Annotated in this window: 27 protein-coding genes, 1 tRNA gene and 1 pseudogene; 19 read left to right on the forward strand and 10 right to left on the reverse strand. The window is 44.7% G+C overall.

Annotation, left to right across the window (positions count from 1 at the left end; all coding sequences use genetic code 11):
- Positions 1 to 34: 34 nt before the first annotated feature.
- Positions 35 to 595: a hypothetical protein gene (locus IKN49_01930; protein MBR3631810.1), complete on the reverse strand. Its 561-nt coding sequence runs from the start codon at positions 593 to 595 to the stop codon at positions 35 to 37.
- Positions 596 to 603: 8 nt separating this feature from the next.
- Positions 604 to 1,731: a signal peptide peptidase SppA gene (gene sppA, locus IKN49_01935; GenBank protein ID MBR3631811.1), complete on the reverse strand. Its 1,128-nt coding sequence runs from the start codon at positions 1,729 to 1,731 to the stop codon at positions 604 to 606.
- Between the two features lie 99 nt (positions 1,732 to 1,830).
- Between sppA and dapA the strand changes: the two genes are divergently transcribed.
- The 8 genes from dapA to IKN49_01975 all read left to right on the forward strand — a co-directional run bounded on the left by dapA (position 1,831) and on the right by IKN49_01975 (position 9,831).
- Complete coding sequence (gene dapA, locus IKN49_01940; protein ID MBR3631812.1) at positions 1,831 to 2,715, forward strand: 4-hydroxy-tetrahydrodipicolinate synthase; 885 nt, start codon at positions 1,831 to 1,833, stop codon at positions 2,713 to 2,715.
- Positions 2,716 to 2,722: 7 nt separating this feature from the next.
- Complete coding sequence (locus IKN49_01945) at positions 2,723 to 3,601, forward strand: hypothetical protein (protein MBR3631813.1); 879 nt, start codon at positions 2,723 to 2,725, stop codon at positions 3,599 to 3,601.
- Positions 3,598 to 4,281 carry a hypothetical protein gene (locus IKN49_01950; GenBank protein MBR3631814.1) on the forward strand — a complete coding sequence of 228 codons (684 nt, stop codon included), beginning with the start codon at positions 3,598 to 3,600 and terminating at the stop codon, positions 4,279 to 4,281. Before IKN49_01945 ends, IKN49_01950 begins: the two co-directional genes overlap by 4 nt.
- A gap of 1 nt (position 4,282) precedes the next feature.
- A complete protein-coding gene (locus IKN49_01955) occupies positions 4,283 to 5,701 on the forward strand; it encodes a hypothetical protein (GenBank protein MBR3631815.1) in 1,419 nt (472 codons plus the stop codon).
- A gap of 1 nt (position 5,702) precedes the next feature.
- Entirely contained in the window at positions 5,703 to 6,506 is an 804-nt protein-coding gene (locus tag IKN49_01960) for a TatD family hydrolase (GenBank protein ID MBR3631816.1), read from the forward strand.
- 100 nt (positions 6,507 to 6,606) lie between these two features.
- Positions 6,607 to 7,017: a transcription antitermination factor NusB gene (gene nusB / locus IKN49_01965; GenBank protein MBR3631817.1), complete on the forward strand. Its 411-nt coding sequence runs from the start codon at positions 6,607 to 6,609 to the stop codon at positions 7,015 to 7,017.
- Positions 7,018 to 7,026: 9 nt separating this feature from the next.
- Positions 7,027 to 9,012, forward strand: coding sequence for an NAD-dependent DNA ligase LigA (gene ligA, locus IKN49_01970; protein MBR3631818.1), 1,986 nt, complete (start codon positions 7,027 to 7,029; stop codon positions 9,010 to 9,012).
- A 330-nt stretch (positions 9,013 to 9,342) separates the two neighbouring features.
- Complete coding sequence (locus IKN49_01975; protein ID MBR3631819.1) at positions 9,343 to 9,831, forward strand: type II secretion system protein; 489 nt, start codon at positions 9,343 to 9,345, stop codon at positions 9,829 to 9,831.
- Positions 9,832 to 9,899: 68 nt separating this feature from the next.
- Here the strand turns inward: IKN49_01975 and rplT are convergent, their stop codons facing one another.
- The 6 genes from rplT to IKN49_02005 form a co-directional block, all read right to left on the reverse strand.
- On the reverse strand, positions 9,900 to 10,247 hold the full coding sequence (gene rplT, locus IKN49_01980; GenBank protein MBR3631820.1) for a 50S ribosomal protein L20: 348 nt from the start codon (positions 10,245 to 10,247) through the stop codon (positions 9,900 to 9,902).
- A 13-nt stretch (positions 10,248 to 10,260) separates the two neighbouring features.
- Positions 10,261 to 10,467, reverse strand: a complete 207-nt coding sequence (gene rpmI / locus IKN49_01985; GenBank protein ID MBR3631821.1) for a 50S ribosomal protein L35 — start codon at positions 10,465 to 10,467, stop codon at positions 10,261 to 10,263.
- Between the two features lie 102 nt (positions 10,468 to 10,569).
- Positions 10,570 to 11,109: a translation initiation factor IF-3 gene (gene infC / locus IKN49_01990; GenBank protein MBR3631822.1), complete on the reverse strand. Its 540-nt coding sequence runs from the start codon at positions 11,107 to 11,109 to the stop codon at positions 10,570 to 10,572.
- Positions 11,110 to 11,206: 97 nt separating this feature from the next.
- Positions 11,207 to 11,854 (reverse strand): hypothetical protein, encoded by a 648-nt coding sequence (locus IKN49_01995; GenBank protein ID MBR3631823.1) that lies wholly within the window; start codon positions 11,852 to 11,854, stop codon positions 11,207 to 11,209.
- 184 nt (positions 11,855 to 12,038) lie between these two features.
- Positions 12,039 to 12,112, reverse strand: a tRNA-Gly gene (locus IKN49_02000).
- 32 nt (positions 12,113 to 12,144) lie between these two features.
- Positions 12,145 to 12,999, reverse strand: a complete 855-nt coding sequence (locus IKN49_02005; GenBank protein MBR3631824.1) for a hypothetical protein — start codon at positions 12,997 to 12,999, stop codon at positions 12,145 to 12,147.
- A gap of 75 nt (positions 13,000 to 13,074) precedes the next feature.
- Here IKN49_02005 and IKN49_02010 point away from each other — a divergent pair, with 75 nt between their 5' ends.
- From IKN49_02010 to glnA, 3 genes are all read left to right on the forward strand, one after another.
- Positions 13,075 to 13,491, forward strand: coding sequence for a secondary thiamine-phosphate synthase enzyme YjbQ (locus IKN49_02010; protein ID MBR3631825.1), 417 nt, complete (start codon positions 13,075 to 13,077; stop codon positions 13,489 to 13,491).
- Between the two features lies 1 nt (position 13,492).
- On the forward strand, positions 13,493 to 13,870 hold the full coding sequence (locus IKN49_02015) for an acyl-CoA thioesterase (protein MBR3631826.1): 378 nt from the start codon (positions 13,493 to 13,495) through the stop codon (positions 13,868 to 13,870).
- A gap of 83 nt (positions 13,871 to 13,953) precedes the next feature.
- A complete protein-coding gene (gene glnA / locus IKN49_02020) occupies positions 13,954 to 15,300 on the forward strand; it encodes a type I glutamate--ammonia ligase (protein MBR3631827.1) in 1,347 nt (448 codons plus the stop codon).
- A 413-nt stretch (positions 15,301 to 15,713) separates the two neighbouring features.
- On the opposite strand, the pseudogene IKN49_02025 reads toward glnA, so the two are convergent.
- A pseudogene (locus tag IKN49_02025) lies at positions 15,714 to 15,836 on the reverse strand (pilin).
- 370 nt (positions 15,837 to 16,206) lie between these two features.
- Here IKN49_02025 and pheS point away from each other — a divergent pair.
- From pheS to IKN49_02065, 8 genes are read left to right on the forward strand one after another with little or no spacing between them, the layout of a single operon-like run.
- Positions 16,207 to 17,253 (forward strand): phenylalanine--tRNA ligase subunit alpha, encoded by a 1,047-nt coding sequence (gene pheS, locus IKN49_02030; GenBank protein ID MBR3631828.1) that lies wholly within the window; start codon positions 16,207 to 16,209, stop codon positions 17,251 to 17,253.
- A gap of 8 nt (positions 17,254 to 17,261) precedes the next feature.
- The gene (locus IKN49_02035; GenBank protein MBR3631829.1) at positions 17,262 to 19,646 is read left to right on the forward strand and encodes a phenylalanine--tRNA ligase subunit beta; all 2,385 of its coding nucleotides are present in this window, start codon (positions 17,262 to 17,264) and stop codon (positions 19,644 to 19,646) included.
- Positions 19,646 to 19,909: a hypothetical protein gene (locus tag IKN49_02040; GenBank protein ID MBR3631830.1), complete on the forward strand. Its 264-nt coding sequence runs from the start codon at positions 19,646 to 19,648 to the stop codon at positions 19,907 to 19,909. The genes IKN49_02035 and IKN49_02040 overlap by 1 nt, the downstream gene beginning before the upstream one ends.
- 3 nt (positions 19,910 to 19,912) lie before the next feature.
- Entirely contained in the window at positions 19,913 to 20,209 is a 297-nt protein-coding gene (gene zapA / locus IKN49_02045; protein ID MBR3631831.1) for a cell division protein ZapA, read from the forward strand.
- Positions 20,209 to 21,453, forward strand: a complete 1,245-nt coding sequence (locus IKN49_02050) for a replication-associated recombination protein A (GenBank protein ID MBR3631832.1) — start codon at positions 20,209 to 20,211, stop codon at positions 21,451 to 21,453. Before zapA ends, IKN49_02050 begins: the two co-directional genes overlap by 1 nt.
- Entirely contained in the window at positions 21,454 to 22,659 is a 1,206-nt protein-coding gene (gene xseA / locus IKN49_02055) for an exodeoxyribonuclease VII large subunit (protein MBR3631833.1), read from the forward strand.
- Positions 22,656 to 22,901: an exodeoxyribonuclease VII small subunit gene (gene xseB / locus IKN49_02060; protein MBR3631834.1), complete on the forward strand. Its 246-nt coding sequence runs from the start codon at positions 22,656 to 22,658 to the stop codon at positions 22,899 to 22,901. The genes xseA and xseB overlap by 4 nt, the downstream gene beginning before the upstream one ends.
- Positions 22,891 to 23,652, forward strand: coding sequence for a TlyA family RNA methyltransferase (locus IKN49_02065; GenBank protein MBR3631835.1), 762 nt, complete (start codon positions 22,891 to 22,893; stop codon positions 23,650 to 23,652). Before xseB ends, IKN49_02065 begins: the two co-directional genes overlap by 11 nt.
- A gap of 97 nt (positions 23,653 to 23,749) precedes the next feature.
- On the opposite strand, the gene IKN49_02070 is transcribed toward IKN49_02065, so the two are convergent.
- Positions 23,750 to 24,886, reverse strand: a complete 1,137-nt coding sequence (locus IKN49_02070; protein ID MBR3631836.1) for a trypsin-like serine protease — start codon at positions 24,884 to 24,886, stop codon at positions 23,750 to 23,752.
- Positions 24,887 to 24,922 lie beyond the last annotated feature (36 nt).

Here is a 24,922-nt window from a genome sequence, read left to right on the forward strand (position 1 = left end):
TTCAACAAGCAGTCTCTTTTTTCACAAAAACTTCCTAAATAGCCAAGCTGATTAACAGGGCCACAGCACCAATGGATAAACACACCGCCGCAGCCGCCGGCACCAACACAAAACACAGCGCTCCTAAGGCTTTGTTGAGGCTTACCTGCACCGCACGCGCAGCATTGAGCACGGCAAACGAAAAACGTAAAATTAACGTCACCGCACATACCAAAGCCATCAGCGGAGCAAAACCTTCTGAGGCCATTGCAATCAAAGAAAAACACAACAAAAGCCCTTGCACAAAACCGGAAATGCCCAGCGCAATAAATAACGCGGACGGGCCATTATCATCAGAAAAGAAATTCAAAAACAAACCCGATAATGCCGCCCACAAATAACCCAGCGACACTTCCAGTAACCAGAAAAAGACAAACCGCCACAAAAAACCCCAAGCAGATAAATCTTTCCCCAGCCAAAAGAAACAGACCCAACACAAAGCCGCTACACCATATCCGGCAAAGGCCGCATTAAAGCGGCGCTCTTGCACCAACTGGCGTACCGTGGAGGCAGGATCTTTTACATATGAAAAATAGGCGTTCCACAATGCCCGCATAATTCCTCCTAAAACACCCACAAATACGACACACTGGGTGTGCTTAATGTTTGCAGTTGTTTAGGCAAGCTCTTGCTTTCCATATCGGAGCTAAATGAGAAAATCAAATCACGCAAGTTATCTTTTCTCTGGCTGATGATTTTAGGATCTTTCAGTCCTACCAGCTCTCCGGCCAATTGTTTGGCTGTTTCTTCCCCACCTAATTTATCAATAAAGCCTAAGTTGTAGGCGCGTTGACCGGTGAACACGCGTCCGTCGGTGTATTCGGCTAAAATATCCGGGGCCACATTGGGACGGCCTTCTTTTACTGCTGAGAAAAATTGAGAATAGGTGTCATTAACCATATCTTGCAGCAAATTCTTTTCCGCTTCCGTCATTTGGCGGTAGGCAGAACCGATGTCTTTATATTTTCCGGACGTAATCGGCGTCATTTGAATTCCTAATTTATCAAACAAGCCTACCACATTTCCGGCTTGCATAATCACACCTACAGAACCGGTAATGGTGCCGGGTTCGGCCACAATTTGATCAGCTGCCATGGCGATATAAAAAGCACCGCTGGCCGCCACATCTCTAAACAAAGCGACTACTTTTTTGCCTTGTTCTTTGGCTTTTAAAATTTCGCCATAAATATCCTGCACGGAAGCTACAGTACCACCCGGCGAATTGATATCCAGCACAATGGCTTTTACACGTTCGTCTTTAGCAGCTTCCCGAATCCGTTTGGATATAGAAGAAGCACTGGAAGGACGGCTAAACGGACTGGAATCCTCCGACTCTTCAATGACGCCGCGCACTTTAATCCATGCCAGACCGGCTTCCTTTTTATTCTTAGAATTTTTCTTAAATGCAAAAGAAGTATCGGCAACGATTTCTTCCTTTTGGCAGGTCATGCCGGGCTTTACGCTCAGATAAACGCCGCAAACAGCGGAAATACAAAATGCGATCAACAGCAAAAAGAACCAAAACCCGACAGAGGTATGTATAGGAGAAGGGTCTTTATGATCCGCGGGTACAATTTCAATATCCTGCGGAGGAACTGTTTTTTCATTCTCTTTTAATTTTTGTTCCCAATTTTCCGGTCCGTGAATGTCCGTATTGGGAATTGTATTAGTATCTTCCGGATTTTCTTCCATATATAAACTCCTTTTTAAAGTAAATCTTACTTCATTATACCAATTAATGCTAGAATAATTGAAAGAAAAAACACCGACAGTCAACAGGCAGGAGGAGATATGTTTAGAGGGATTTATACGGCTTTGGCCACTCCATTTACAACAATGGGAAAAATTGATTTTACCGCCTTGGAAACACTGATAGAAAAACAAATCGCTGCCGGTATAGACGGACTGGTATTACTGGGCACTACGGCAGAAGCGGCCACATTGGACGAAGCCGAAAAGGATGAGTTATTATGCGCCGCCATGAAACAAATCAACAAGCGTGTCAAAGTAATCATCGGTACCGGCACCAATTGCACCCGCACCATGTTGCAAAATACGCAAGCGGCTTTGAAGCATAATCCCGACGCAGTGTTAATTGTAACTCCTTACTATAATAAACCCAATCCGGCCGGACTCATCGAACATTATCGCCAAGCCGGCTTGTTAGGGGCTCCCATCGTGCTCTATCATATCCCGGGCCGCACCGGCTTAAAAGTACCCCTGCCGGTCATGGAACAACTGCTTGAAAAAGTACCGCAAGTCAAAGCGGTAAAAGAATCTGATTATGATATGACGCACGTTACAGAAATGGCCACTCGTTTATCGGGAAGAATTAATTATTTGTGCGGTAATGATGATTTGTTTCCACAGTATTTATCATTGCAGGCCTCCGGCATTATCAGTGCCGCAGGCAATATCTTGGCTCCGGCTTTTGTGCAAATGTACCATGCTTGGCAAAAAAATAAACCGACCCAAACTTTTGAGATATTTAAGCAAGTATATCCTCTTATTAAAGGGTGCTATTTGGAAACCAATCCCACCTGCGTAAAATATGCTTTGTCTTGTCTGGGGATTGGCACAAGTCAGGTGCGTTTGCCGTTAGGCCCCATTACACCGGAGCATCAAAAAACGGTAGAACAAATTTTAGGACAAACAGAAAAATCCTTTTTGATTTAGGAGTATTATGAAAACAGTAGGTATCGTTGGAATCAATGGCACCGTAGGCCAAAAATTGCGAGCGCAATTAGAACAAGTTTCTTCCCCCTTTGAACTGAAAACCTTTGGAAGAAATGATGAAATACCGGCTTTAGATATTGCAGTCTTATGCACGGACAACGCAGATAGCGTCCACCTCTATGAGCAGCTTAAAAACCGCGTACGTTTTATTATTGATATGTCCGCTCAATATCGCCAAGACCCCCAAGTGCCGCTGGTGATTCCGGAAATCAATCCGCAAACGATTACCCCAAATACGCGGCTGATTGCCAGCCCTAATTGCACCACTACTGGGCTGGTCATGACGCTAAAACCGCTTATGGCGCACTACAATTTACAAGAAGTATTTTTCTGTTCCTATCAAGCTATCAGCGGAGGCGGTAAGAAATTGCTGGAAGATTTCCACACGCACGGTTCTTTGTATGAAAATAACTGTGTGCCTTTAATCGGTTCTATTCAAGAGAATGGCTATACCTCCGAAGAATTGAAAGGTTTGTACGAAACGCGTAAAATTTTAGATTTGCCACACCTCAAAGTATATCCGCATACCGTGCGCGTAGCCGTAGAAAATGCTCATAGCTTGGGCGTTACGTTGCGTGCTGATAAAGCGTTTGATTTAGAGCTAGTCAAAACAGTATGGAACAAATTTCCAAACTTAAAATATAGTGAAGAAATAGTGACCCCTAAACAAATCAGCGGTTCGCAAACTACTTATGCATGCCGTTTGCGCAGAGATGTAGAGGACTCCACCATGATTCACTATTTTATTACCTTTGACAACTTGCTCAAGGGGGCTGCCATGAATGCGCGGCAAATTGTAGAGTGGTTATTGGAGAAAGAGCTGTGAAACAAGTTATTATCAACGGCATTAACGGAAAAATGGGGCAGGCCATTCAACGCCTCATTAAACAAAACCCGCAACTGGACTTAGCCGTAGCCGGCGGACGCGAACCCGGTGACGGGCTGGCCATGCAAGGCGACATCATTATTGATTTTTCTTCGCCGCAGGGAGCGCAAGACGCTTTTCAGTGGGCCAAAGAACACAAAGCCGCTTGTTTGATTGGCACCACCAATCTGCCCGAACGCTTTTTATTTCAGATGCAGGAAGAACGGAAAATTCCGCTTTTTTATGCACCCAATGTCAGTTTGAGCGTATATTTCTTCGGGGAATTGCTAAAAAAATCGGTGCAACTCTACAGCGGATATGATTTGCAACTGCATGAAATTCATCATAACCAAAAGAAGGATGCACCTTCGGGTACTGCCAAAAAGTTGGCGGACTTAATTAATTTCCCGGTGGAAAAAATCACGTATGAGCGCATCGGCCAAGTGCCGGGCACGCACCAACTCTCTTTAACGGGGGTGTATGACAAAATTACCCTAACACACGAAGCTCTCAACCGTGATTTATTTGCTTCTTCAGCAGTACAAATTGCCGCATGGCTTGTGAAACAGCCGGCAGGGTTTTATACCATGTCCGACTATGCAAAATGCTATTTGAAATCTTCTAAAAAAGGACATTATTAATATGAAAATTCACTTTGTAGGAATTGGCGGAGTAGGCATGAGTGCACTGGCGCAACTGCATGCCATGAGCGGAGATACAGTCACCGGTTCTGACCGCTTAATCAATAAAGGATATACAGATTTGGCTCTGTGGGAATACTTAAAAAAATTAAATATCTCTCTTTTTCCGCAGGACGGTAGTGGGCTCGATAAAGATACAGACTTAGTGATTTTATCGTCTGCCATTGAAAGCGACAACCCGGAAATTAAAAAAGCCAAAGAGCTGGATATTCCCACCATGCACCGCTCGGAATTATTGGCTAAACACGTAGCCGAACATCGCACGATTGCCGTTTCCGGCACCAGCGGCAAAAGCACTACCACCGCCATGGTGTATGAAATTTTAGCTTACGCCGGCAAAAGCCCTTCCGTCATCACCGGAGCGGCCATTTTGTCTTTGCAAAAAGAGCAGGGCGTGTTTGGCAATGTGTATAAAGGAGCTTCGGACTTACTGGTCATTGAGGCCGACGAAAGCGACGGCTCTATCGTCAAATATCATCCGTATTTGGGATTGTGTTTGAATTTGCGCAAAGACCATAAAGAGCTGGATGTCTTGCAAGGATTTTTTACTCAATTTATCAAACACTGCCAAAAAGCGGTGGTCAATGTAGAAGAAGATAATCTCAAAGCTGCCGGAGCCGGTTGCAAAACATTTGGTTTGCATCAAGGAGATATTCATCCGGAAAATATCCGCGCCAATGGGTTCGGATCTGACTTTGAAATTAACGGACAAAAATTTCATCTTAACATCCCGGGCCTGCATAATATCGCCAATGCCACCGCGGCCGTAGCCGCAGCGTTGGAATGCGACGTAGATTTAAAGACTGCCGCAGCCGCTCTGGAGAAATTTTCAGGCATTGCGCGTCGCTTTGCTTCTATCGGTTCATACAACAACATTGAAGTGATTGATGATTTTGCTCACAATCCACACAAATTACATGCTACGATTGATGCCGCACATTTACGAGGAAAACGTGTACTGGCGTTTTATCAGCCGCATGCTTTCACTTCTATTAAATTGCTCACACCCGAATTTGTGGAAAATTTAAGCCAATGTATCGGCCCTAATGACGGGTTATGGCTTACCGAAGTATATTATCCGGGCGGCACCATTCCGCAAGGAATTACCAGCAAAAGCGTATATGACGGCTTGAAAGCCAATGGGGTCAATGCACATTTTGACCCGTGCCGCGAACATTTACTGGCGGATATGGCCGCGGCCGCTCAACCCGGAGATATTTTACTGGTACTGGGAGCACGCGACCCAACCTTAACGGACTTTGCCAAAAAATTATTAAAGGCCGTCAAAACACATCACAAAAATACATGCACTTGCACCGAATGTATGCTGGGCAATTGCTGTATGGCTTTTGAGAAATAATATGTATTTCTTGGATTCGCACGCCCATTTATTAGATCCTGCTTTTGAACAGGATCGTGCCGAAGTTATCCGTCGTATGCAAGAGACGGGCGTAACGCGATGGGTGGAAATTGGCTGTCAAACAGACGAGTGGGAACCCGCTCTAAATTTGTGTACGCAATATCCGCAACATACGGTGTGCGCTTTGGGAATTCATCCGGAATTTGCCCACACTTATACTCCCCATGAACAAGCCCGTTTAACCGAACTACTTAAAGACCCGCGCGTGGTGGCGGTGGGTGAAATCGGGCTGGATTATTTTTATTTAGCAGAGTGTCCGGAAGATATTCAACTGCATACGCTGCATCAAATGATTGCGCTGGCTAACTCTGTACAAAAACCCATTGTCTTACATGTGCGCCGTCAAGAAGAAGATTATACCCCGTACCTCAAAACGTTTGAAATACTCAAACACGAATGGACGCCTCTGCCGCGTTCTCATAGCGGCATATTACATTGTTTTTCCGCCGGATATGAGCAGGCCGCTCAAGCCTTAGATTATGGATTATTGCTGGGTATTAACGGATGTTTTACCTATAAGAAAAATGAATATATCCGGCAAGCCGTTAAAAAAGTAGGAGCCCGTCATTTGGTGTTAGAAACGGATTGCCCGTATTTGTCTCCGCAAGGCAAACGCGGCACCCGCAATGATCCCTCTAACATCCCGTTGATTGCACAGTGGGTAGCTGATTACTTAGATATGCCGGTTGAAAAACTGGCCGAAATCACCACGCAGAATGCATTAGAAGTATATGGTTGGAAATAGTCTTTGCTTTACAAAAAGATTAATTATTTGTAAGCCCATTCTGCACGCAACATATAAAATTTAGTAGAATGAAACAAAGCAGTTGGATAAGGGGAAAAACATGAGTAACCGAAGGATGGCCCGCGAATGTGCTTTGCAATGTTTATACTATGCCGACAGTGCCAAATTGGCTGACGGCACCCAAGTGGCGCCCTATACGGCTGATTTTGAGAGAGAACTGGGCGAATACTTTCCGTTCTGCAAAGATTTGGTAGACGGCACTGCTCACTACTTACCTCAAATTGATATCCTCGTATCCAAATATGCCAAGAACTGGACTATTAACCGAATGTCAGTAGTAGACCGTTCCATTTTGCGTATGGCTGCTTACGAACTAGTATTTAGCAAAGAAAAAACTCCGGTGCCGGCTATTATTGACGAAGCTATTGAGCTGGCCAAAAAATTTTCTACCGATAATTCCAGCAAATTTATCAACGGCTTACTTGACCAGTTGAAAAAAGAACGTAAATAAAGAAACGTTATGGCTTTTAATCCTGCCGAAGAAATTGCCCGTCTGCGTAAAGAAATAGAATTTCACAATCATCAGTATTATGATTTAGATGACCCTATTCTTTCCGACACACAGTATGACGAGCTGTATCAGCGATTAAAAGAGTTGGAATCTCGCTACCCGCAGTTCATCACCGTTGATTCTCCTACACAAAAAATAGGCGGCCGCGCCAGCGCTACGTTTGCTCCCGTTACCCATGGAGTACCAATGATGAGTTTGGATAATTCCTACAATGCGCAAGACGTGTTGGCTTGGCATGAACGTTGCTGTAAAGGGCTAGCCAATACTTCTTTTGAAATGGTGTTGGAAGCAAAAATTGACGGAGTGTCTTGCTCGCTTAGTTATGTAGACGGCGTGCTTACTACTGCGGCCAGCAGAGGAGACGGCAAAGTAGGGGAAGATATTACCGCCAATGTACTGCATGTACACGGCATTCCGCACCGCCTGCAAAATGCACCTGCCGGCGTGCTGGAAATACGCGGTGAAATTTATTTGAACAAAGCTGATTTGGCCTCCTTAAATGAAAAACAGGCAGCCCAAAACCAATTAATTTTTGCCAATACCCGCAATGCGGCGGCCGGTTCTCTGCGTCAAAAAGACCCTGCCATTTCTGCCTCCCGGCCTCTACGTTTTTTTGCTCATTCGTTTGGTCGCGGCGATATTATGGCAGAAAGTTTTAGCGGATTTATCGCTGCTTGCCAACAATGGGGTTTTGACGTTTCACCGGTACGACTGCAAACTGCGGATATTAAACAAATTATTCAGTTTTATAAAGATTTTGACACGCAGCGCCATGAGTTACCCTTTGATACAGACGGGCTGGTCATTAAAGTCAATTCTTTTGAGCAACAATTGATTTTGGGTAACACGGCTAAAAGTCCGCGTTGGGCCATCGCTTTTAAATATCCCGCCGAACAAGCCACCACCACCGTCAATCATGTTTTATTTTCCGTGGGACGTTCGGGCATTATCACACCGGTGGCCCAAGTGCAACCGGTATCGTGTGCCGGGGTAGTAATTTCCAATGCTACCTTACATAATTTTGACGAAATTAAACGCTTAGGTCTGCGTGTCGGGGATAAAATTATTATCGAGCGCGCCGGAGAAGTAATTCCAAAAGTAGTTAAGGTGGTGGAGCATATCGGTCAAGAAGAAATTGTGCCGCCGACAACATGCCCCGCCTGCGGACGGCCGGTTTATAAAGCTGAAGGGGAAGTGGGATACTATTGTGTCAATCCCGCCTGTCCGGCCCAAGTGAAGGGGCGCATTTTGCACTATGCCAGCCGAGGAGCTATGGATATCGACGGCATGGGTGATGCCGCCGTTGAAGAACTGGTAGACCGTAATTTCGTAAAAGATTTTGCCGATTTATATCAACTTCACTTTTTCCATTTATTATCACTGGAAAATTTCAAAGAAAAAAAATCTCAAAATTTACTCGACGGATTAGAGGCCAGCAAAAAACGTCCTCTCTCACGCTTGCTTTTTGCACTGGGGATTGCCTTTGTAGGGGCTAAAACTGCGGAAACTTTAGCAGATCATTTTCATACCTTGGATGCTTTAATGCAGGCCAGCCGTGAAGAATTGCAAAACATTCCCGACATTGGCGAGGCAGTTTCCCAAAGCGTGTATGATTTCTTTCATGATCCGGCCGCTCGGGAACAGATAGAAAAATTGCGTCAATTAGGTGTCAACTTTACCCAGCCGGAAAAACAAGTTTCTTCCCGCGTATTAGAAGGGAAAACGATTGTATTTACCGGAGAAATAGAGGGTCTCTCCCGCACGCAGGCAGAGTTACTTGCACGACAACACGGAGCCAAAACCAGCGGCACCGTTTCCTCTAAAACCTCTTTTGTGGTAGCCGCAAAAGCCGCCGGACTCAAATTGAAAAAAGCACAAACATTAGGTGTACCCGTAATTACTCCGGAAGAATTTTTCAAAATGATCCAACCTTAAAAGTTTTACATTCCCCATTTCTTACCGATAATTTGCAACTTGCAATATGCAAAATTTGTTATACTAAAAAAGACGTATACAATTTGATCTGTTTTTGGAACCGTATATGGAATACGGAGAGCCCTAAAAGGGTCCTTATCCCGCCAAAAACAGCCGATATAAAGCACAAAATGAACGGCTTAATTACCCGTTTGTTTTGTGCTCAATGTTTACCGCCTTTTGGCGGTAAACTACGGCTGTTTGCTTTTGGGATCTGGGATAAGGGCTCAAGGTAAACAGCCGTTTTTCATATCCGTTTTCCAAAAGCAAAAACTAATAAGGAGAATGAATATGAAACGCAAACAAGGTTTTACTCTTATAGAACTACTGGTAGTGGTACTGATTATTGGCATTTTGTCTGCCATTGCCTTGCCGCAATATCAAAAAGCTGTTAAAAAAGCTGACTTTGCAGAAGCTATGCTTAACCTAAAAACAATGGGAGAAGCACAACAAACATGCAAATTAGCTACTGGCGAGGATTATTGTACTTTTGAAGAAATGGGAATAGACATTGGTGTGGCAGGAAACGGCGGAGGAATAAGCTCAATAGTTTCTGATTTAGGTAGAGAAACAAAAAATTTTGTTTATACTTCTTCACCGACTAATGGTACTGGTTTAGTAGCAGCAGAATATAAAAAAGAAGATGTTTGTATCTGTTATTTCCAAGACGGACATTTCGAACTGATGACAGACGATTGTAATCATCCAAACAAAACTTCTTTAAATTACTTTAAATTATTAAATATACCTGAAGAAAATACCGCTTGTGGTTGCTGTTAAATAACAAAACCCCGACACAATTTGTGTCGGGGTTTTTGTAAATATACAACTAAAGTTGTGCTTTACAATTAAGCTTTCTTGGCTACATCTACGAGTTGTTTGAAAGACACGGGGTCCTTAATCGCCATTTCAGACAACATTTTGCGGTTTAAGGTGATACCGGCTTTCGTAAGCCCGTTAATGAACTTAGAATAGCTTAAGCCTTCTTCGCGCACGGCAGCGTTGATACGGGTAATCCACAATTGGCGATACGTATGTTTTTTATCGCGGCGGTCCACATAAGAGTGTACCCACGATTTACCCAATTGCTGGGTAGCCATACGTAAACGACGGGATTTATCTCCGTAATAGCCGCTGGCGGCTCTTAATAATTTTTTCTTCCGGGCGTGCCGGGGAACGCTGAATTTAATTCTCATATTGCTTCACCTCTTATTTTGCCATCGGCATTTGTTTCTGCAAGATGCGTCCGTTGATGGAGTTCTTTTCAATCACTCCGGTTTGGCGCATGTCGTGTTTACGAGAAGCAGAAACAGGCGTAAGCAAATGTTTTCTGCCGGCTTTGCGGTGGGTATATTTACCCTTGGCTGTTAAGCGAAAGCGTTTTTTGGCTCCGCTGTGGTTTTTCATTTTAGGCATTTTAATTTCCTTTTAGTAAGTTAGCGAGGCCCGAACGAAACGGACCGACGCCCCTCCCCTACGCAAACCCTGCGCGGGCAGGTGTTTTTTATCAAAAGAAAGTTAATTCTTAGGAACAAAGGTCATAGACATCCGATTGCCCAACTGCTGCAATCCGCCGTCTACCGTGGCAAGAGGCTCTAAACGCTTAGCCGCGTCGTTGAGCATCTGCTCACCTAGTTCCTTGTGCTGATTTTCGCGGCCGTGAAACACGACCACTAAACGCACTTGATCTTTCTTTTTCAAAAATCCTTCGATTTGTCTAAGTTTGACGTCCAAATCATGCGGAGCAATACGCGATTTAATGCGCAACTCTTTTAAGGTTACTTTGCTCTGCTTTTTCTTGGCGTCTTTCTCTTTTTTGCTCTGTTCGAAAACATACTTGTTGTAATCGAGTATTTTACAAACAGGCGGCTGGGCGTTGGGTGAAATTTCCACTAAGTCCAGCTCTTGTTCTTTGGCCAGCGCGATGGCTTTATGGGTAGGCAACACGCCTATCATCGCACCGTCGCTGTCAATTACTCTGACTTCTTCCGCACGAATATTTCCGTTGCGGGTGTACAAATCTTTCTTAAAAACTCTTTTGTTATCAAATCTGGCCATTTTCTATTCTTTTGAAAAAAATAGTCCCTTTTCAGGACTATTTTATTATACAAAGTTAACGGAAATAGTGTCAATCAACATAACACCCGTGGGCCCATTAACCGCGCACCACTAGGAAAGGAGCGGCATCGGCAATCATGTTCTGCACAGCCCGCATAGACTCACGATGTTTAGCAAGATAGTGCTGTGTGTAGGTATCTTGATACAAAGCGTGCGCGAGTTGCCACATGGTTTGATTACCCATACTGCATTGTTTGATGAGCTCTTCCTTTTTAATTTCCGCTACATGGCGATTCAGCCCGGCACCTTGCAAAGCCATTGTAGTGCGTTTTAATTGCTGATATAAATCTGTTTGCGGAAAATACTGCAAGAAGATATCCTCATGGTTATACATAACGTGAGCGGTCATCGGGGTCTCTCCGGCTTTATTGCGTTGAGACAACAACGTTTCCCGGGTATGCTCATCCAGTAAATTCCACAGAAAAGAAAACATTTCTTTGGAAGAAGCTAAATGCAAAATGTTATTTCCGTGAGTATCTACCTCCTGTAGCGAATAATACGGAGCGTTCACCAGTTCTTTTCTAAATTCCGCTACTTTGCCTTGTCTGGCAAGCGCCAAAAATGTTTGCCCCTTGCTAGCCATACGAGCCGCGGCATTTACCCTAGCGCTTTGTTCTTCACTCATGTGAGCAAAAGATGCTGACACTAAAAACAGTAACACAAAAATTGCTAAAAATTTCTTCATAACCCCTCCTACTACTTATAGCATAGCCTTTCTTACGACGCGGCAACAGAGTCTTTAGACCTAAAGTCCCATAAAATTAGGGCCTAAGCAATATCTGGGCCCTCTTTGCAGTTACGTAGATAAATGTGGAAAAATTAGCGCAGTTAAACGCCATAAAAAAAGACTCCCGAAGGAGTCTTCTAAATGGAGCGGGCGAAGAGAATCGAACTCTCGTCTCAACCTTGGCAAGGTCGCGTTCTACCATTGAACCACGCCCGCAAAATCTTGCCGTAATAAAATTATAGCAAATTTTATTTCAAAAGTGTAGCGGAAATATTTTTTAAGTACGTATTTTCCTGCACCGCTTTACGTACCGCCGGATTTTGTTTCAGTGCGCGCAACGTCGGGCTGTTATTAATTAAAGCAGCCGCCTCTGCCGGATGATCCCGGTAGTATTTAGCCGCTTTACTAATTAATAAATAAGAAAACAAACGGCTGCCTGCCAAAGCTCTAAGCACCTTTTCGGAAGCTAACACCTTTTGTACGATATCTTGCGCAAAGAAACGCTGCAACTTTTCTTCTTGCTTGGCCATATTAGCCAATGCTTCCGGAGTGGCCAGCAAAGGCGCTACGTCCGCTCTTTCCTTAAATTTTTTGGCCAACTCATCGTTATTAAATAAGTAACGCAACAATTCCGGATCTTGTATGTTCGCTTCTACATTAATAGACAAAGCAAAAGGAGCTTCCCCAATCGTTTTATAATTGTTCTCCGTGAGTGCGCGGAAATTATAACGACTAATCACCGGCAACATAGAACCGGATTGCTCTACCGTCACATTGCGGTCTTGGCCTTCTGAAATTTGAATGACTTTGCGTCCAGTATTAGGAGAGAAAGTGTGATCTACCACTAGCCCCTTTAACACCGTTGGATCTAAAGAACGAGAGACATTATCTGCCCGGTGTTGAGCGGTCAAAATGAAGAGCAAAGATACCAACACTAAGAAAAATATGCCACCGCCTACATACATCGTCATCTTGTTCGTTTTCTGAGAAGACGAAGCAGCCTTAGCGGTTTGATCGACTAGTTCCTGTGCTTGTACGTTTTGTGTCTGCTTGCGAAATTTTTGCGGATTGCGCAAACGTTCCATCAGTTCTTTTTGATCCATAGTTACATTGTAACAAATAAATCCACGCGCTATGCAAGCCATCCACAACTGTTGCGGATTTGCTATAGTTTATATATGAAATCTCATACAGAATATTTAACTATTTGTACCGACAAACCTTACGACATCGTCAATATCACCCCGCAAGTGGAAGCAGCACTGGCTAAAAGTGGCATTCAAGAAGGCTTGTGTTTGGTTAATTCCATGCACATTACCTCGTCGGTGTTTATTAATGATAATGAACGCGGCCTGCACGCTGACTTTTTGCGTTGGGTAGAAAAATTAGCTCCTTACGGACTGGATAAATACCAACACAATTTAACCGGAGAAGATAACGGAGACGCCCATTTGAAACGTACGATTATGGGGCGTGAAGTGGTGGTGGCAGTTACAAAAGGACAGCTGGACTTTGGACCGTGGGAAACCATTTTCTACGGGGAATTTGACGGTCAGCGCAACAAACGCATTTTAATTAAAATCATAGGGGAATAAAATGAAAAAAACTATTTTTTATCACGATACCGATTGTGGCGGCGTGGTATATTACGGCAATTATTTGAAATTTTTTGAAGAAGCCCGCACCCTTTATATGAAAGAAAAAGGGTTCTCCATCCCGGAGCTGATGAAACAAGGATTATTCTTTGTAGTAGCACGGCAAGAGGTGGAATACAAGTACCCCCTTCAATACGCTGACGAAATTGAAGTAAGCACCAAAATTTTGGAAGTGTCCGACATTAAAATCGTGTTTGAAAACATCATCACCAATCAAAACGGTCGCCTCTGTACCAAAGGAAAAACCACCTTGGTCTGCGTCAATAAAAACGGTATGCCCACCCCAATGGGCGTCGATGTCAAACAAGCCATGAAATAACTTTTTATTTCGAAAAACCCCGCCTAAACCGCGGGGCTTTTTGTATAATAATTTTTTAGAAAATTTATCAAACGGGTACTAATATGGAACGCACAAAGCAAGAAAAAGAAAAAATTAAACAAATTTTAGAAGCTACTCAAAAGAACGACATTCACATTATTAAATTGTGGTTTGTAGATATTTTGGGAAACTTAAAATCTCTGTCTCTTTCCCACCGCGAATTTGAATATGCCATGAACGAAGGCATGGGCTTTGACGGCTCTTCCGTAGAAGGGTTTGCCCGCGTGTATGAATCGGACTTAGTGGCCATGCCGGATTTGGATACTTTCCAAATGTTCCCGCCCGATTTGACCGGTGCACCGATTGCCCGTTTTTTCTGCGACATTCAAACCACCGACGGCAAACAATTTGAAGGTGACCCGCGCTATATTCTGAAAAAGAATTTAGCCGCCATGCGCAAAGCCGGATTTGACGCATTCATGGTGGGGCCGGAACTGGAGTATTTTTATTTCAAGGATAATAAAAATCCCGAAACTTTAGATTTCGGCGGATACTTTGACACCATTCCGTTGGACTCTTCGTATGCCGTGCGCCGCCAAACGATGCTGATGCTCGAAAAATTGGGCATACATGTGGAATATTCGCACCACGAAGTGGCTCCTTCCCAACACGAAATTGATTTACGCTATGACGAAGCCATGAAAATGGCCGACCAAGTCATCACCTATAAAACCGTTGTGAAACAAATTGCCGCGGCCAATGGCATGTATGCAACCTTTATGCCTAAACCCTTAGCCGGCATTAACGGTAGCGGTATGCACGTACATCAATCCTTATTTGCAAAAGGGAAGAATCAATTTTATGATGCCAAAGATCCGTTGTTCTTATCCAAAACCGCTAAACATTATATTGCGGGTATTTTGGCGCATGTACCGGAAATTTGTTCTATTACCAATCAATGGGTCAACTCGTACAAACGTTTAGTGCCCGGCTATGAAGCGCCGTCTTATATTGCATGGGGCCGCAAAAACCGCAGTGCGCTGGTGCGCATCCCGCAGGCCAAAGCCGGCAAGCCCAATTCCACTCGTTTAGAGTGCCGCTTCCCCGACCCGGCCTGCAATCCGTATTTGGCTTTTGCCGTAATGTTGGGCGCAGGGTTAGACGGTATCAAACGCAAATTGCCCGTACCGACCATGACGGAAGAAAACATTTTCCAAATGACACCGCAAGAGCGCAAACAACGCGGTATCGGCACCTTGCCGGCCTATTTGTATGAAGCCGTCAACGAAACCCGCCACTCTAAACTGGTAGAGCAAATCTTAGGCAAACATACGTTTGAAAAGTTTATAGCCAACAAAGATATTGAGTGGGAAAATTACCGCACACACGTTTCCAGCTACGAATTGGAAAAATATTTATCTGTGCTGTAAACCAAGCATTAAAAAGCCCTGCCGATTGGCAGGGCTTTTTAATTTTAGTCACTCCATCCGTCTGCCCATAAAGCAGAACAATATTTATTTGCATCGCTTCCATAGCAGGCTTTTTGCCAAACATTTGAAGATTTGCTTTTCTGTAGCCATAATTCATAAGTTTCTGGATTGCTATATATTCCACCGGGATGACGTTGAACTACTATTGTACAATCGGAAGGGCTACAACCAGCATAATAACTAAAATTTTTACTCATACATTCATCTTCCTCACTACAGTTCAAGGTGGTTTTTAAATCAATAGATAAAGGGACTGTCTCCTCACTAAGAGGAGCAATAAAATAAGATTCTTGATATCCATTTTCTAGAATGTATATGTCTATTGCCCGTTGTAGACTTCCAATATTTTGCAAAGCTTCAGCCATGCGAGCTTTTTCCACCGCTTTTTCATATTGCGGCAAGGCAATTGCGGACAATATGCCGATAATCAGTACTACCACTAATAATTCAATTAATGTAAAACCTCTTTTTTTCATATCCACTCTCCTGTTATATTTCTATTTTTGGAAAACGGATATAAAAAACGGCTGTATCTTGCTTGAGAGTATCCTCACTTCAACCAAGAACAGCCGTGGTCTGCCGCGCCCGAAGGAGCGGCAAACACTCGGCACAAAACAAACGGGTAATTAGTCCATTCATTTTGTGCCTGATATCGGCTGTTTTTGGAGAGGGTACTCTTGCCTAACGGCAAAGTCCGTTTCTTAAACGGTTCCAAAAACAGATCAAATTGTTACTACACTCTCAGTATAACAAATTTCCGCTTGCCCTGCCGCAGATTTAAATTCTCACACACTTTCTTAAATTTCTTCCGCCAAGACTTAATAATAAAGTAGAATAATAGTATCTATGACTATTCAAGAATTTCAAACCATCTGTTCCCAATTGGAGCAAGAATATACTGCTAAAATTGCCGCGGCCGAAAATCTCCCCGCGGTGGAAGAATTACGCGTAGCCGTCTTAGGGCGTAAAGGCGCCCTGACGGAGCTACTTAAAAATCTAAAAGATTTTTCTATTGAAGACAAAAAAGTGGCAGGTCCTTTAGGTAATGCACTTAAAAGTGCCTTAACCACAGCGTTGGAAACCAAAACCACCGCGTTGGAAGCGGCACAACTTAACGAAGAACTTAACCGCGTGCAACTGGATTTAACCTTGCCCGCCCGTCCGATGGCAGGCGGCCGGCGCCATCCGCTTTCTATTGCGCAAAAGCGCATGACCGACATTTTATCCAAACTCGGTTTTACGTGGGCAGAAGGCCCTTGGGTAGAGGATGAAAAGCATAATTTTGATATGCTTAACATTCCGCAACATCATCCGGCACGCGACGCACAAGATACGTTTTTTGCACAAACCGGCTCGCCGCTTTCCATGGTACTGCGCACGCATACCTCTAATGTGCAAAGCCGCTTTATGGAGAAACACAAACCGCCTATTCGCATCATGGCACCGGGACGCGTGTTTCGCAATGACAGTTTAGATGCTACTCATAGCCCCGTGTTTCACCAAATTGAAGGTTTGTATGTGGACAAACAAGTCAGCATGGCCGATTTGAAACGGGATTTGACCGCTTTTATGAAAGGTCTGCTCGGTGATAAAACGGAAATCCGTTTCCGCCCGTCCTTTTTCCCCTTTACCGAACCCAGTGCCGAAGTGGATGTAAAGTGTGTTTTCTGCGCAGGAAAAGGATGTAATGTATGCAAAGGTACCGGATGGATTGAAATGCTAGGTGCCGGCGTAGTACATCCCAATGTGCTGAAAAATTGCGGCATTGACCCCGAGCAATATAGCGGATATGCCTTTGGTATGGGTGTGGAACGCTTGGCCATGATGATGATGAACATTCGCGACATACGCGCTTTCTATGAAAATGATTTGCGTATCTTGAAGCAATTTTAGAGGAAATTATGAAAATATTATACAGTTGGCTCAAAGACTTTATCGACTTAGATTTAACTCCGGAAGAACTGGCTCAAAAATTTACCCAGTTGGGTCTGGAAATTGCTTCTATGGAAAAAATGGGCGCTGATTTTGAAGGTGTTCATGTGGCGCAGATTACTCAAATCGAAAATCATCCTGATTCCGACCACTTGCACTTAGTGACCTTGGATTTAGGCGGCGGACAAACCCAACGGGTCGTCTGCGGTGCTCCCAATGTAGCAGTTGGGCAAAAAGTACCTTTGGCACGTGTAGGAGCACGTCTGGGCAAAACGGTATTAACCCCGGCTACCATTCGCGGCGTACGCAGTGAAGGAATGATTTGCTCTTCCGATGAACTGGGCCTAACCAACACCCGCGCCCGTGGCATTTTAGTATTAGACGAAAAAATTCCATTGGGAACAGACGTGCGCAGTTTATATGGAAAAGCGGATGCCTTATTTGACTTGGAAATTACTTCCAATCGTCCCGATTTACTCTCTCATCTGGGCGTAGCGCGCGAACTGGGCGTTTTACTAAACAAACCTGTTACATTGCCCAAAATAGACGATATCGTAGGACAAGGTGAAAGTTTAGCCGTAGAAATCCGCGATGAAAAAGCCTGCCCGCGTTACAGCGGCCGTTTAATTCACGGTGTAAAAAACGTTCCCTCTCCGCAATTAATTCAAGACCGATTAACCGCTATGGGACTAAACCCCAAAAATGCGCTAATCGATATGACCAACTATGTGCTTTTTGAGCTGGGGCAACCCTTGCACGCTTTTGACCGCAATTTAATTGCGGGCGATACCATTGTGGTACGCCATGCTCAAAAAGACGAAAAATTCACTATTTTAGATGGGCGCGAATTAACTTTGGACGAGAATTCCCTTTTAATCGGAGATACACAAAAAGCCACGGCTTTAGCCGGCATTATGGGAGGAGCTAACTCGGGAATTGCCGACAACACCACAGACATTTTTATTGAATCGGCCTACTTTGATGCGCCCACCATTAACAAAACTGTTAAAAAATACGGCGTATCATCCGACTCTTCCCAACGTTTCGAACGCGGAGCCGATATCGGTATGACTGTGCTAGCTTTGCAACGGGTTACGCAATTAATTACATCCGTATGCGGGGGCACCCCCAGCCAAATCAGAGACGTGTATCCTCTGCCGTATGAAAACCCGGTGGTGGAAATTACGGCGCAACAAATTAACGATATTTTGGGTACGCAACTGCCTGCTTCCACCTTGCAAGACATTTTCAAACAGTTGGCGCTGCACTTTGACGCAACTACAGATAAATGGCATTTTCAGGCGCCTACTTACAGGCGGGATTTGAACCACCGCTGGGATTTAGCCGAAGAGGCCGCACGTTTTGCCGGCTTTGACCAAATTCCGACGGGATCCTCTCGCGCGTTTGTCGGTTTTTCCGATAACCCCAAAAATGTAGATCTCTCGGAACTACTGAGCAGACAGCTTTGTGCGCTCGGTTTTTATGAATGTAAGAACATTGATTTTTTAGGCGAAAAAGAATTAACTCTGTTTGGTTTTGAAACCAAAAATGCCGTGAAAATCAAAAATGCCATGGCACAAGGATGGGATTTTTTGCGCCCTACCCTGTTACCGGCCTTACTTAAAAACTTAGAGTTTAATCAACGCCACGGGCAACAAAATGCCGCGTTGTTTGAAGCCACCCGCACCTTTAGCTTAACCAAAGGTTTTCCAACGGAAACTTATACCGTTTCCGGGATATTGTGCGGCAACATACCGGCCGAAGAATTCTTTGAGCATAATACGGTAAAACCGGATTTCTATTTCTTAAAAGGAATTGTGCAACAATTGCTGGGGCACTTTGACGGAGTGCAACTGGCAAAGCCGGAAAAAACACCCGTATATATGCATCCTAAAATTTGCATGGATATTGTGGTGAACGGCAAAAAAGCCGGTGTCTTCGGGGCACTGCATCCGCTTACGTTAAAAGCCATGGATATCAAAGCCGCGGAAGTATGGGCCTTTGAATTCTCGCTAAAACCTTTGGAAAAATTATTTTCAGCGCAACAATTTACCCCTGCGCAAGCTGTGGCGGCCTTCCCGCCGTCCTTGCGGGATTTGTCCGTGATACTCGACAAGCAGGTTCCGTTTGAACAAATCCAAGCGGTGCTTTCTCAAACCGTTTTACCGGTGCAAATGCAATCTCAGTTAATTGATTTGTACGAAGGGGAACATGTCCCTGCCGGTAAAAAGAGTCTGACGTTTACGTTGGCTTTTTCGGCGCCGGAACGCACGCTAAAAGATACGGAAACAGAACAAGCGTTTAATACATTGGTGGCTCAATTGAAAGAAAAACTCGGAGCAGAGCTTAGATAATGCACGAAGAAAAACTCAAACAGTTAGAATTACTCATTAGCCAAACAGCTTCTCGTTTACAGACGTTACAACGAGACGTGTTGGCCGCGCGGCAAAAAATACGTCAGCAGGAAGAAACCATTGCCCGTTTGCGTCAAAATGAGACGGAGTTAAAAACTTTGCGCGAGTGGAAACGTACCACTATCAGTACCTTAAAAAAATTAGAAACTCGTTTAGATAAAGAAATCGCAAAAGCGAGTGAACAAAATAATGAGTTGGTGTAATATATGGCAAAAAATACTGTAACCGTAGAAATTAAACATATTCCGGTAGAAGTAGAAATTCCGGAGTTGGGTTATGTGGAAATAGCAGATTTAGCCACGCAGGTGGAGCAGGAAATGCAACGCTTGCAAGAAGAAGAAGATGTGATTGATACGTTGCGTCAAGCCTTAACGGCGGCCTTAAACTTTGCGGCCAAAGCCTATTTGAAAGATGTTGCCAGCGGCGGTAAATTGCAAGAAGACACCATCCGCATGGATAATTTGATTTCCCAATTACAAAATACCTTGGAGCAACCTAAATAATGCAAGACGATTTCAGGCCATTGGCCGCCCGCCAAGCACCTAAAAAAATAGAAGATTTTGCCGGACAACCACATTTGTTGGGCCCGGGTAAAATGTTGCGCCGCCTATTGGAAACCGATACCTTAAAATCTGCTGTTTTTTTTGGGCCTCCGGGTTGTGGTAAAACCGCCACGGCACGCTACGTGGCCAGCCGTACCCAAGCCCATGTAGTGGAGCTCAATGCGGCGGCTGCCGGCGTAGCCGATATTAAAAAAGTGATTGCCGAAGCCAAAGATCGCGCACGTACGCCCACTTTTGAAGAACGGCGCACTTTACTGATTTTAGATGAAATTCACCATTTCAACAAAACCCAACAAGATACTTTGCTGCCCAGCGTAGAGCGGGGTGATATTATTCTAATCGGTATCACTACCGAAAATCCGTATTTTTATATTAACAGCGCTTTATTATCTCGTTTTTCTGTATTTGAATTTAAGGCTTTAGCAGACAAAGATTTAGCTAAAATTTTGCACCGCGCCGCCGCGACCGAAAAAGTACAACTCTCCGATGAGGCGGCAGACTATTTTATCACGCAGGCCAACGGAGACGGACGCAAGATTTTGAACGCACTTGAGATTGCCGTGCTCACCACCGAACCGGATGCCGACGGTTTCAAACACGTAGATCTAAAAACTGCGCAAGAATGCATACAAAAACGCCACTTAAATTATGATAAAAAGGGTGACGAACATTACGATATTATTTCGGCTTTTATTAAATCTATGCGCGGCTCGGACCCGGATGCAACCGTCTATTGGTTAGCGCGCATGCTCGAAAGCGGCGAAGATCCTCGTTTTATTGCGCGGCGTATTTTAATTTGCGCCAGTGAAGATGTGGGGTTAGCCGAACCGGCCGCCATTATGATTGCGCAGGCAGCCTTCCAAGCCGCAGAAGAACTGGGCATGCCGGAAGTGCGCATTCCATTGGCCCACGCGGCTATTTATGTGGCTTGCTGCCCTAAAAGCAATTCTGCTTATTTAGCCATTGATGCGGCTTTGCAGGAAGTGCGCGAAGGCAAACTGCGCCGCGTACCGGACCATTTACGCTCCGGCGGAAAAAACCGCGGTTACAAGTACGCACACGATTTCCCTAATCATTATGTGAAGCAACCTTATATGCCCGACCCCGTGAAATTTTTTACCCCTACCGCACAGGGAAAAGAAGCCGCGCTTATCGAGCGGCTGAAAAAAATCAAAGGAGAATAAATGGAACCCGAAGCACCGTTTCGCGGCCAAGTATTTACGGTCTCTGCCATCACTTTAGCCATTAAGCAAATGATGGAGGGCGTGTTTCGCGGTGTGTTTGTGGAAGGGGAAGTAAGCGGTCTGCGCGAGGCGCAAAGCGGACATTTATATTTTGATTTGAAAGATAAAGACAGCTTACTTTCAGCTGTGATGTTCAAATGGCATGCGCGCAAAGGCGGACAACTTTTGCAAGACGGACTGCAGGTGCGTGTATTTGGGGATTTAACTTGCTACGGTAAAATGGGGCGCTATCAAATTTCCATTACCAGTGTGGAAATTTTACACCAAGGCAATTTATATTTAGAATTTGAGAAATTAAAAAAGAAATTAGAAGCCGAAGGACTATTTGCTTCGGAACACAAACGTGAAATTCCTGCTTTTCCGCGCCGTATCGGCGTGGTCACTTCTCCCACCGGTGCGGCGATACGAGATATTTTATCGGTATTGCACCGCCGAAGTCCTAATTTAGAAGTCGTGCTGGCCCCGGCTTTGGTGCAGGGCGAAGGAGCCGCCGCGGAAATTGCCCAAGCAATTACAGATTTGAATAAACTAAAACCGGCACTAGACGTGCTACTCGTGGGGCGCGGCGGGGGCAGCATGGAAGATTTGTGGGCGTTTAACGAAGAGCCGGTGGCCCGCGCCATTTATAACAGCCAAATTCCGGTAATTTCTTGTGTGGGGCATGAAATTGACTACACCATCGCCGATTTCGTGGCCGATTTACGGGCGCCTACTCCGTCTGCCGCCGCGGAACTGGTCGTCCAAAATTCCGACGGCGTCCGCACGCATATTGCACAACTGCAAAAACGTTTGTTTCAAGCCGTATCGCTTTTTTACGAACGCGCCAAAAGCCGCGTAGAACTGGCTGTACAAAGCCGCATTTTTAAGCATCCCGAACTCTTAACACAAGAGAAAGAACAACAACTCGATGATTTGTTATTACGGTTGGAAAATGCCTTTGAAAAGCAACTCACGCAAGCACAAAATCGCACCGATTTACTCATGCAAAAATTGCAAGCATTAAGCCCCTTTGCGGTGTTGGGACGCGGTTATAGCATTACGCGCGACAAAGACGGAAACGTCATCTCGCAAGTCGGCCAAACCAAACCTGCCGACACCATTTACATACAGGTCAAAGACGGAATGATACACGCGGAGGTCAAATGAAAAATACTTTTGAAAACAAATTGCAACGCCTAGAAGAAATCGTGGCCAAACTGGAAGAAGAACAAACGGATTTAGACGCCTCGGTAAAACTGTTTGAGGAAGGCATTGCGCTTTCTAAAGAGATGACCGAAAAGTTGCAAGAAGTAAAATTTAAGGTAAGTGCACTCAAGAAGAAAGGGGCGGCCCTGCTTACAGAACCTTTTGAAGCAGTTGAAAATACGGAAGAAGAAGATGCCGAGTAAAAAATTACGCTTAGACATGGCGCTGGTGGAGCAAGGGTTTTTCCCAAGCCGCACGCGCGCCCAAGCGTCTATCATGGCCGGAGAAGTGCTCGTCAACGGGGAAATAGATACCCGCGCTGACCGCACTATTTTGCCGGAAGATAAAATTTCACTCAAAGAAAAATCATGTCCGTATGTGTCGCGCGGCGGCCTCAAACTGGCAGGTGCTTTGCAAGCGTGGAATATTTCCGTAAAAGATAAAGTATGTGTAGATATCGGTGTGGCAACGGGCGGATTTAGTGATTGTATGTTGCAGGCCGGAGCGCGCGAAGTGTACGGCGTAGATGTAGGCAAAGGCCAAATTGCCGATGAAATCCGGCGCAATCCCAAGTTTCACTTTCGGCCCGAAACCAATGCCCGCTATATGAGAGCTGATTTATTTGACACGCCGCCGCAGTTTGCTGCGGTGGATGTATCGTTTATTTCGCTGACGATGATTATGGAGCCGCTTATCAAGGTAATGGCGCCGGAAAGTGAGATTGTATTTTTAATTAAACCGCAGTTCGAACTCACGCCCAAACAAGTGCCGCACGGCATTGTCAAAACCGAAGAGAACAGACAGTTGGCCATTAAGCGCGTGCAAAATTTTCTAACAGAAAATTTAGCTCAAAAATACGGTGCTACCGGGTGCGAACTGATGGAGTCCCCCATCAAAGGCACGCACGGCAACACCGAGTATCTGTGGCACGTGAAAATTAATAAACCAGTTTAAGGCAATGAATATCCCCGCCGTAGCCGGGAGATTAGTATCCCATATAAAAAGCGTGGAGCACATCACTCCACGCTTTTTAGATATCTTAATACAAACTTTACGGTTGCGTCCGCTGCGTAATAGATTCTTCGTTTGCCACAGAGCGAACACAGAGACCTTGTTTGTAGTCCGCACCCATAGAACGTTTCAAGAAGGCTGTAAATTCGTCGGTCAATAAAGGGTTTTTTCCTTCTCCACTACCTACAGTCACGATATAACCATTGATGATAAACGGCGTGCCGGACATCCCACCCGGTTCTTCTCCTTGCCATTGAACGACACTCTGATTTTTAGGAACACCTTGATAGATAAAGGGATACTTCACAGGGAGTTTACGGTTAAGAACCTCCTCGGTAGCTTCATTTACCACCGGTTCAAACCAATACCCATTTGCTTTTCGTCCGGCCAGTTCCAAGCGGGCGCTTTCCGGACTAAATGTCATAAAATGATAAGCGTTTAAGGGCAACTGTAAAAAACGTTTTTGATCGTTTATTGTGTTAGCCAATTTTTTACGTGCCGCAGCTTGAACGGAAGTAGCTTGTTCTGCTTGTGCTAAGGAAGGAGCTTTATTTTTTGCCATCATAGCACTGACGTTCTGCATTTGGGCAGTAGCAACATCTAATTCCTTTAAATTTTTATTTATCAAAGCCATCACCTTATCTTCTTTATCTACTCCGATAATGGCAATATCGTCCGCATGAGCATAAGCATCAAATTGAGAATAACCGTTACGATAAAAATACAAGGTACCATTGGTAGGCGCACCGGGTTGCGGCTCTGAAATACTTACCTGCCATACTCCATTGGCAAGCTGTTTTGCTCCGAACACAATTCTAGGGTTTATTTTTGTATCAAAGCGCTTATCAAAACAATGGGCTGCCGTAATAATCCAGCGTTTATGAAAACGCGTGCCGGTACACACACCTTTTCCGTGGTTGAGGGATCGTATCTCTAAGGCAACTAGATCCGTAGCCACATTTGTACCCGGATAGGCGTGTTTCACCGAAAACGGCTCATCTAACGGAGAGGCCGGTTGCTCCGTAGCAGCCGCAGCTTGCGCACCTGCCACGGCCGCACCAACAGACATCGGTGCTTTGGTGTTGACCCGCTGAAGCGTCGGAACAGCCGTCTTGGCCGCTAACGCAGGTAAAACACTCATACTCATTGCAATCAATATAGATAGTAAATGTTTCATAAATATATTTTCCTGTTGTAAAATAAACTACCTTCT

It is taken from the genome of Elusimicrobiaceae bacterium, assembly GCA_017528825.1.
In the GTDB taxonomy this organism is placed as follows: domain Bacteria; phylum Elusimicrobiota; class Elusimicrobia; order Elusimicrobiales; family Elusimicrobiaceae; genus Avelusimicrobium.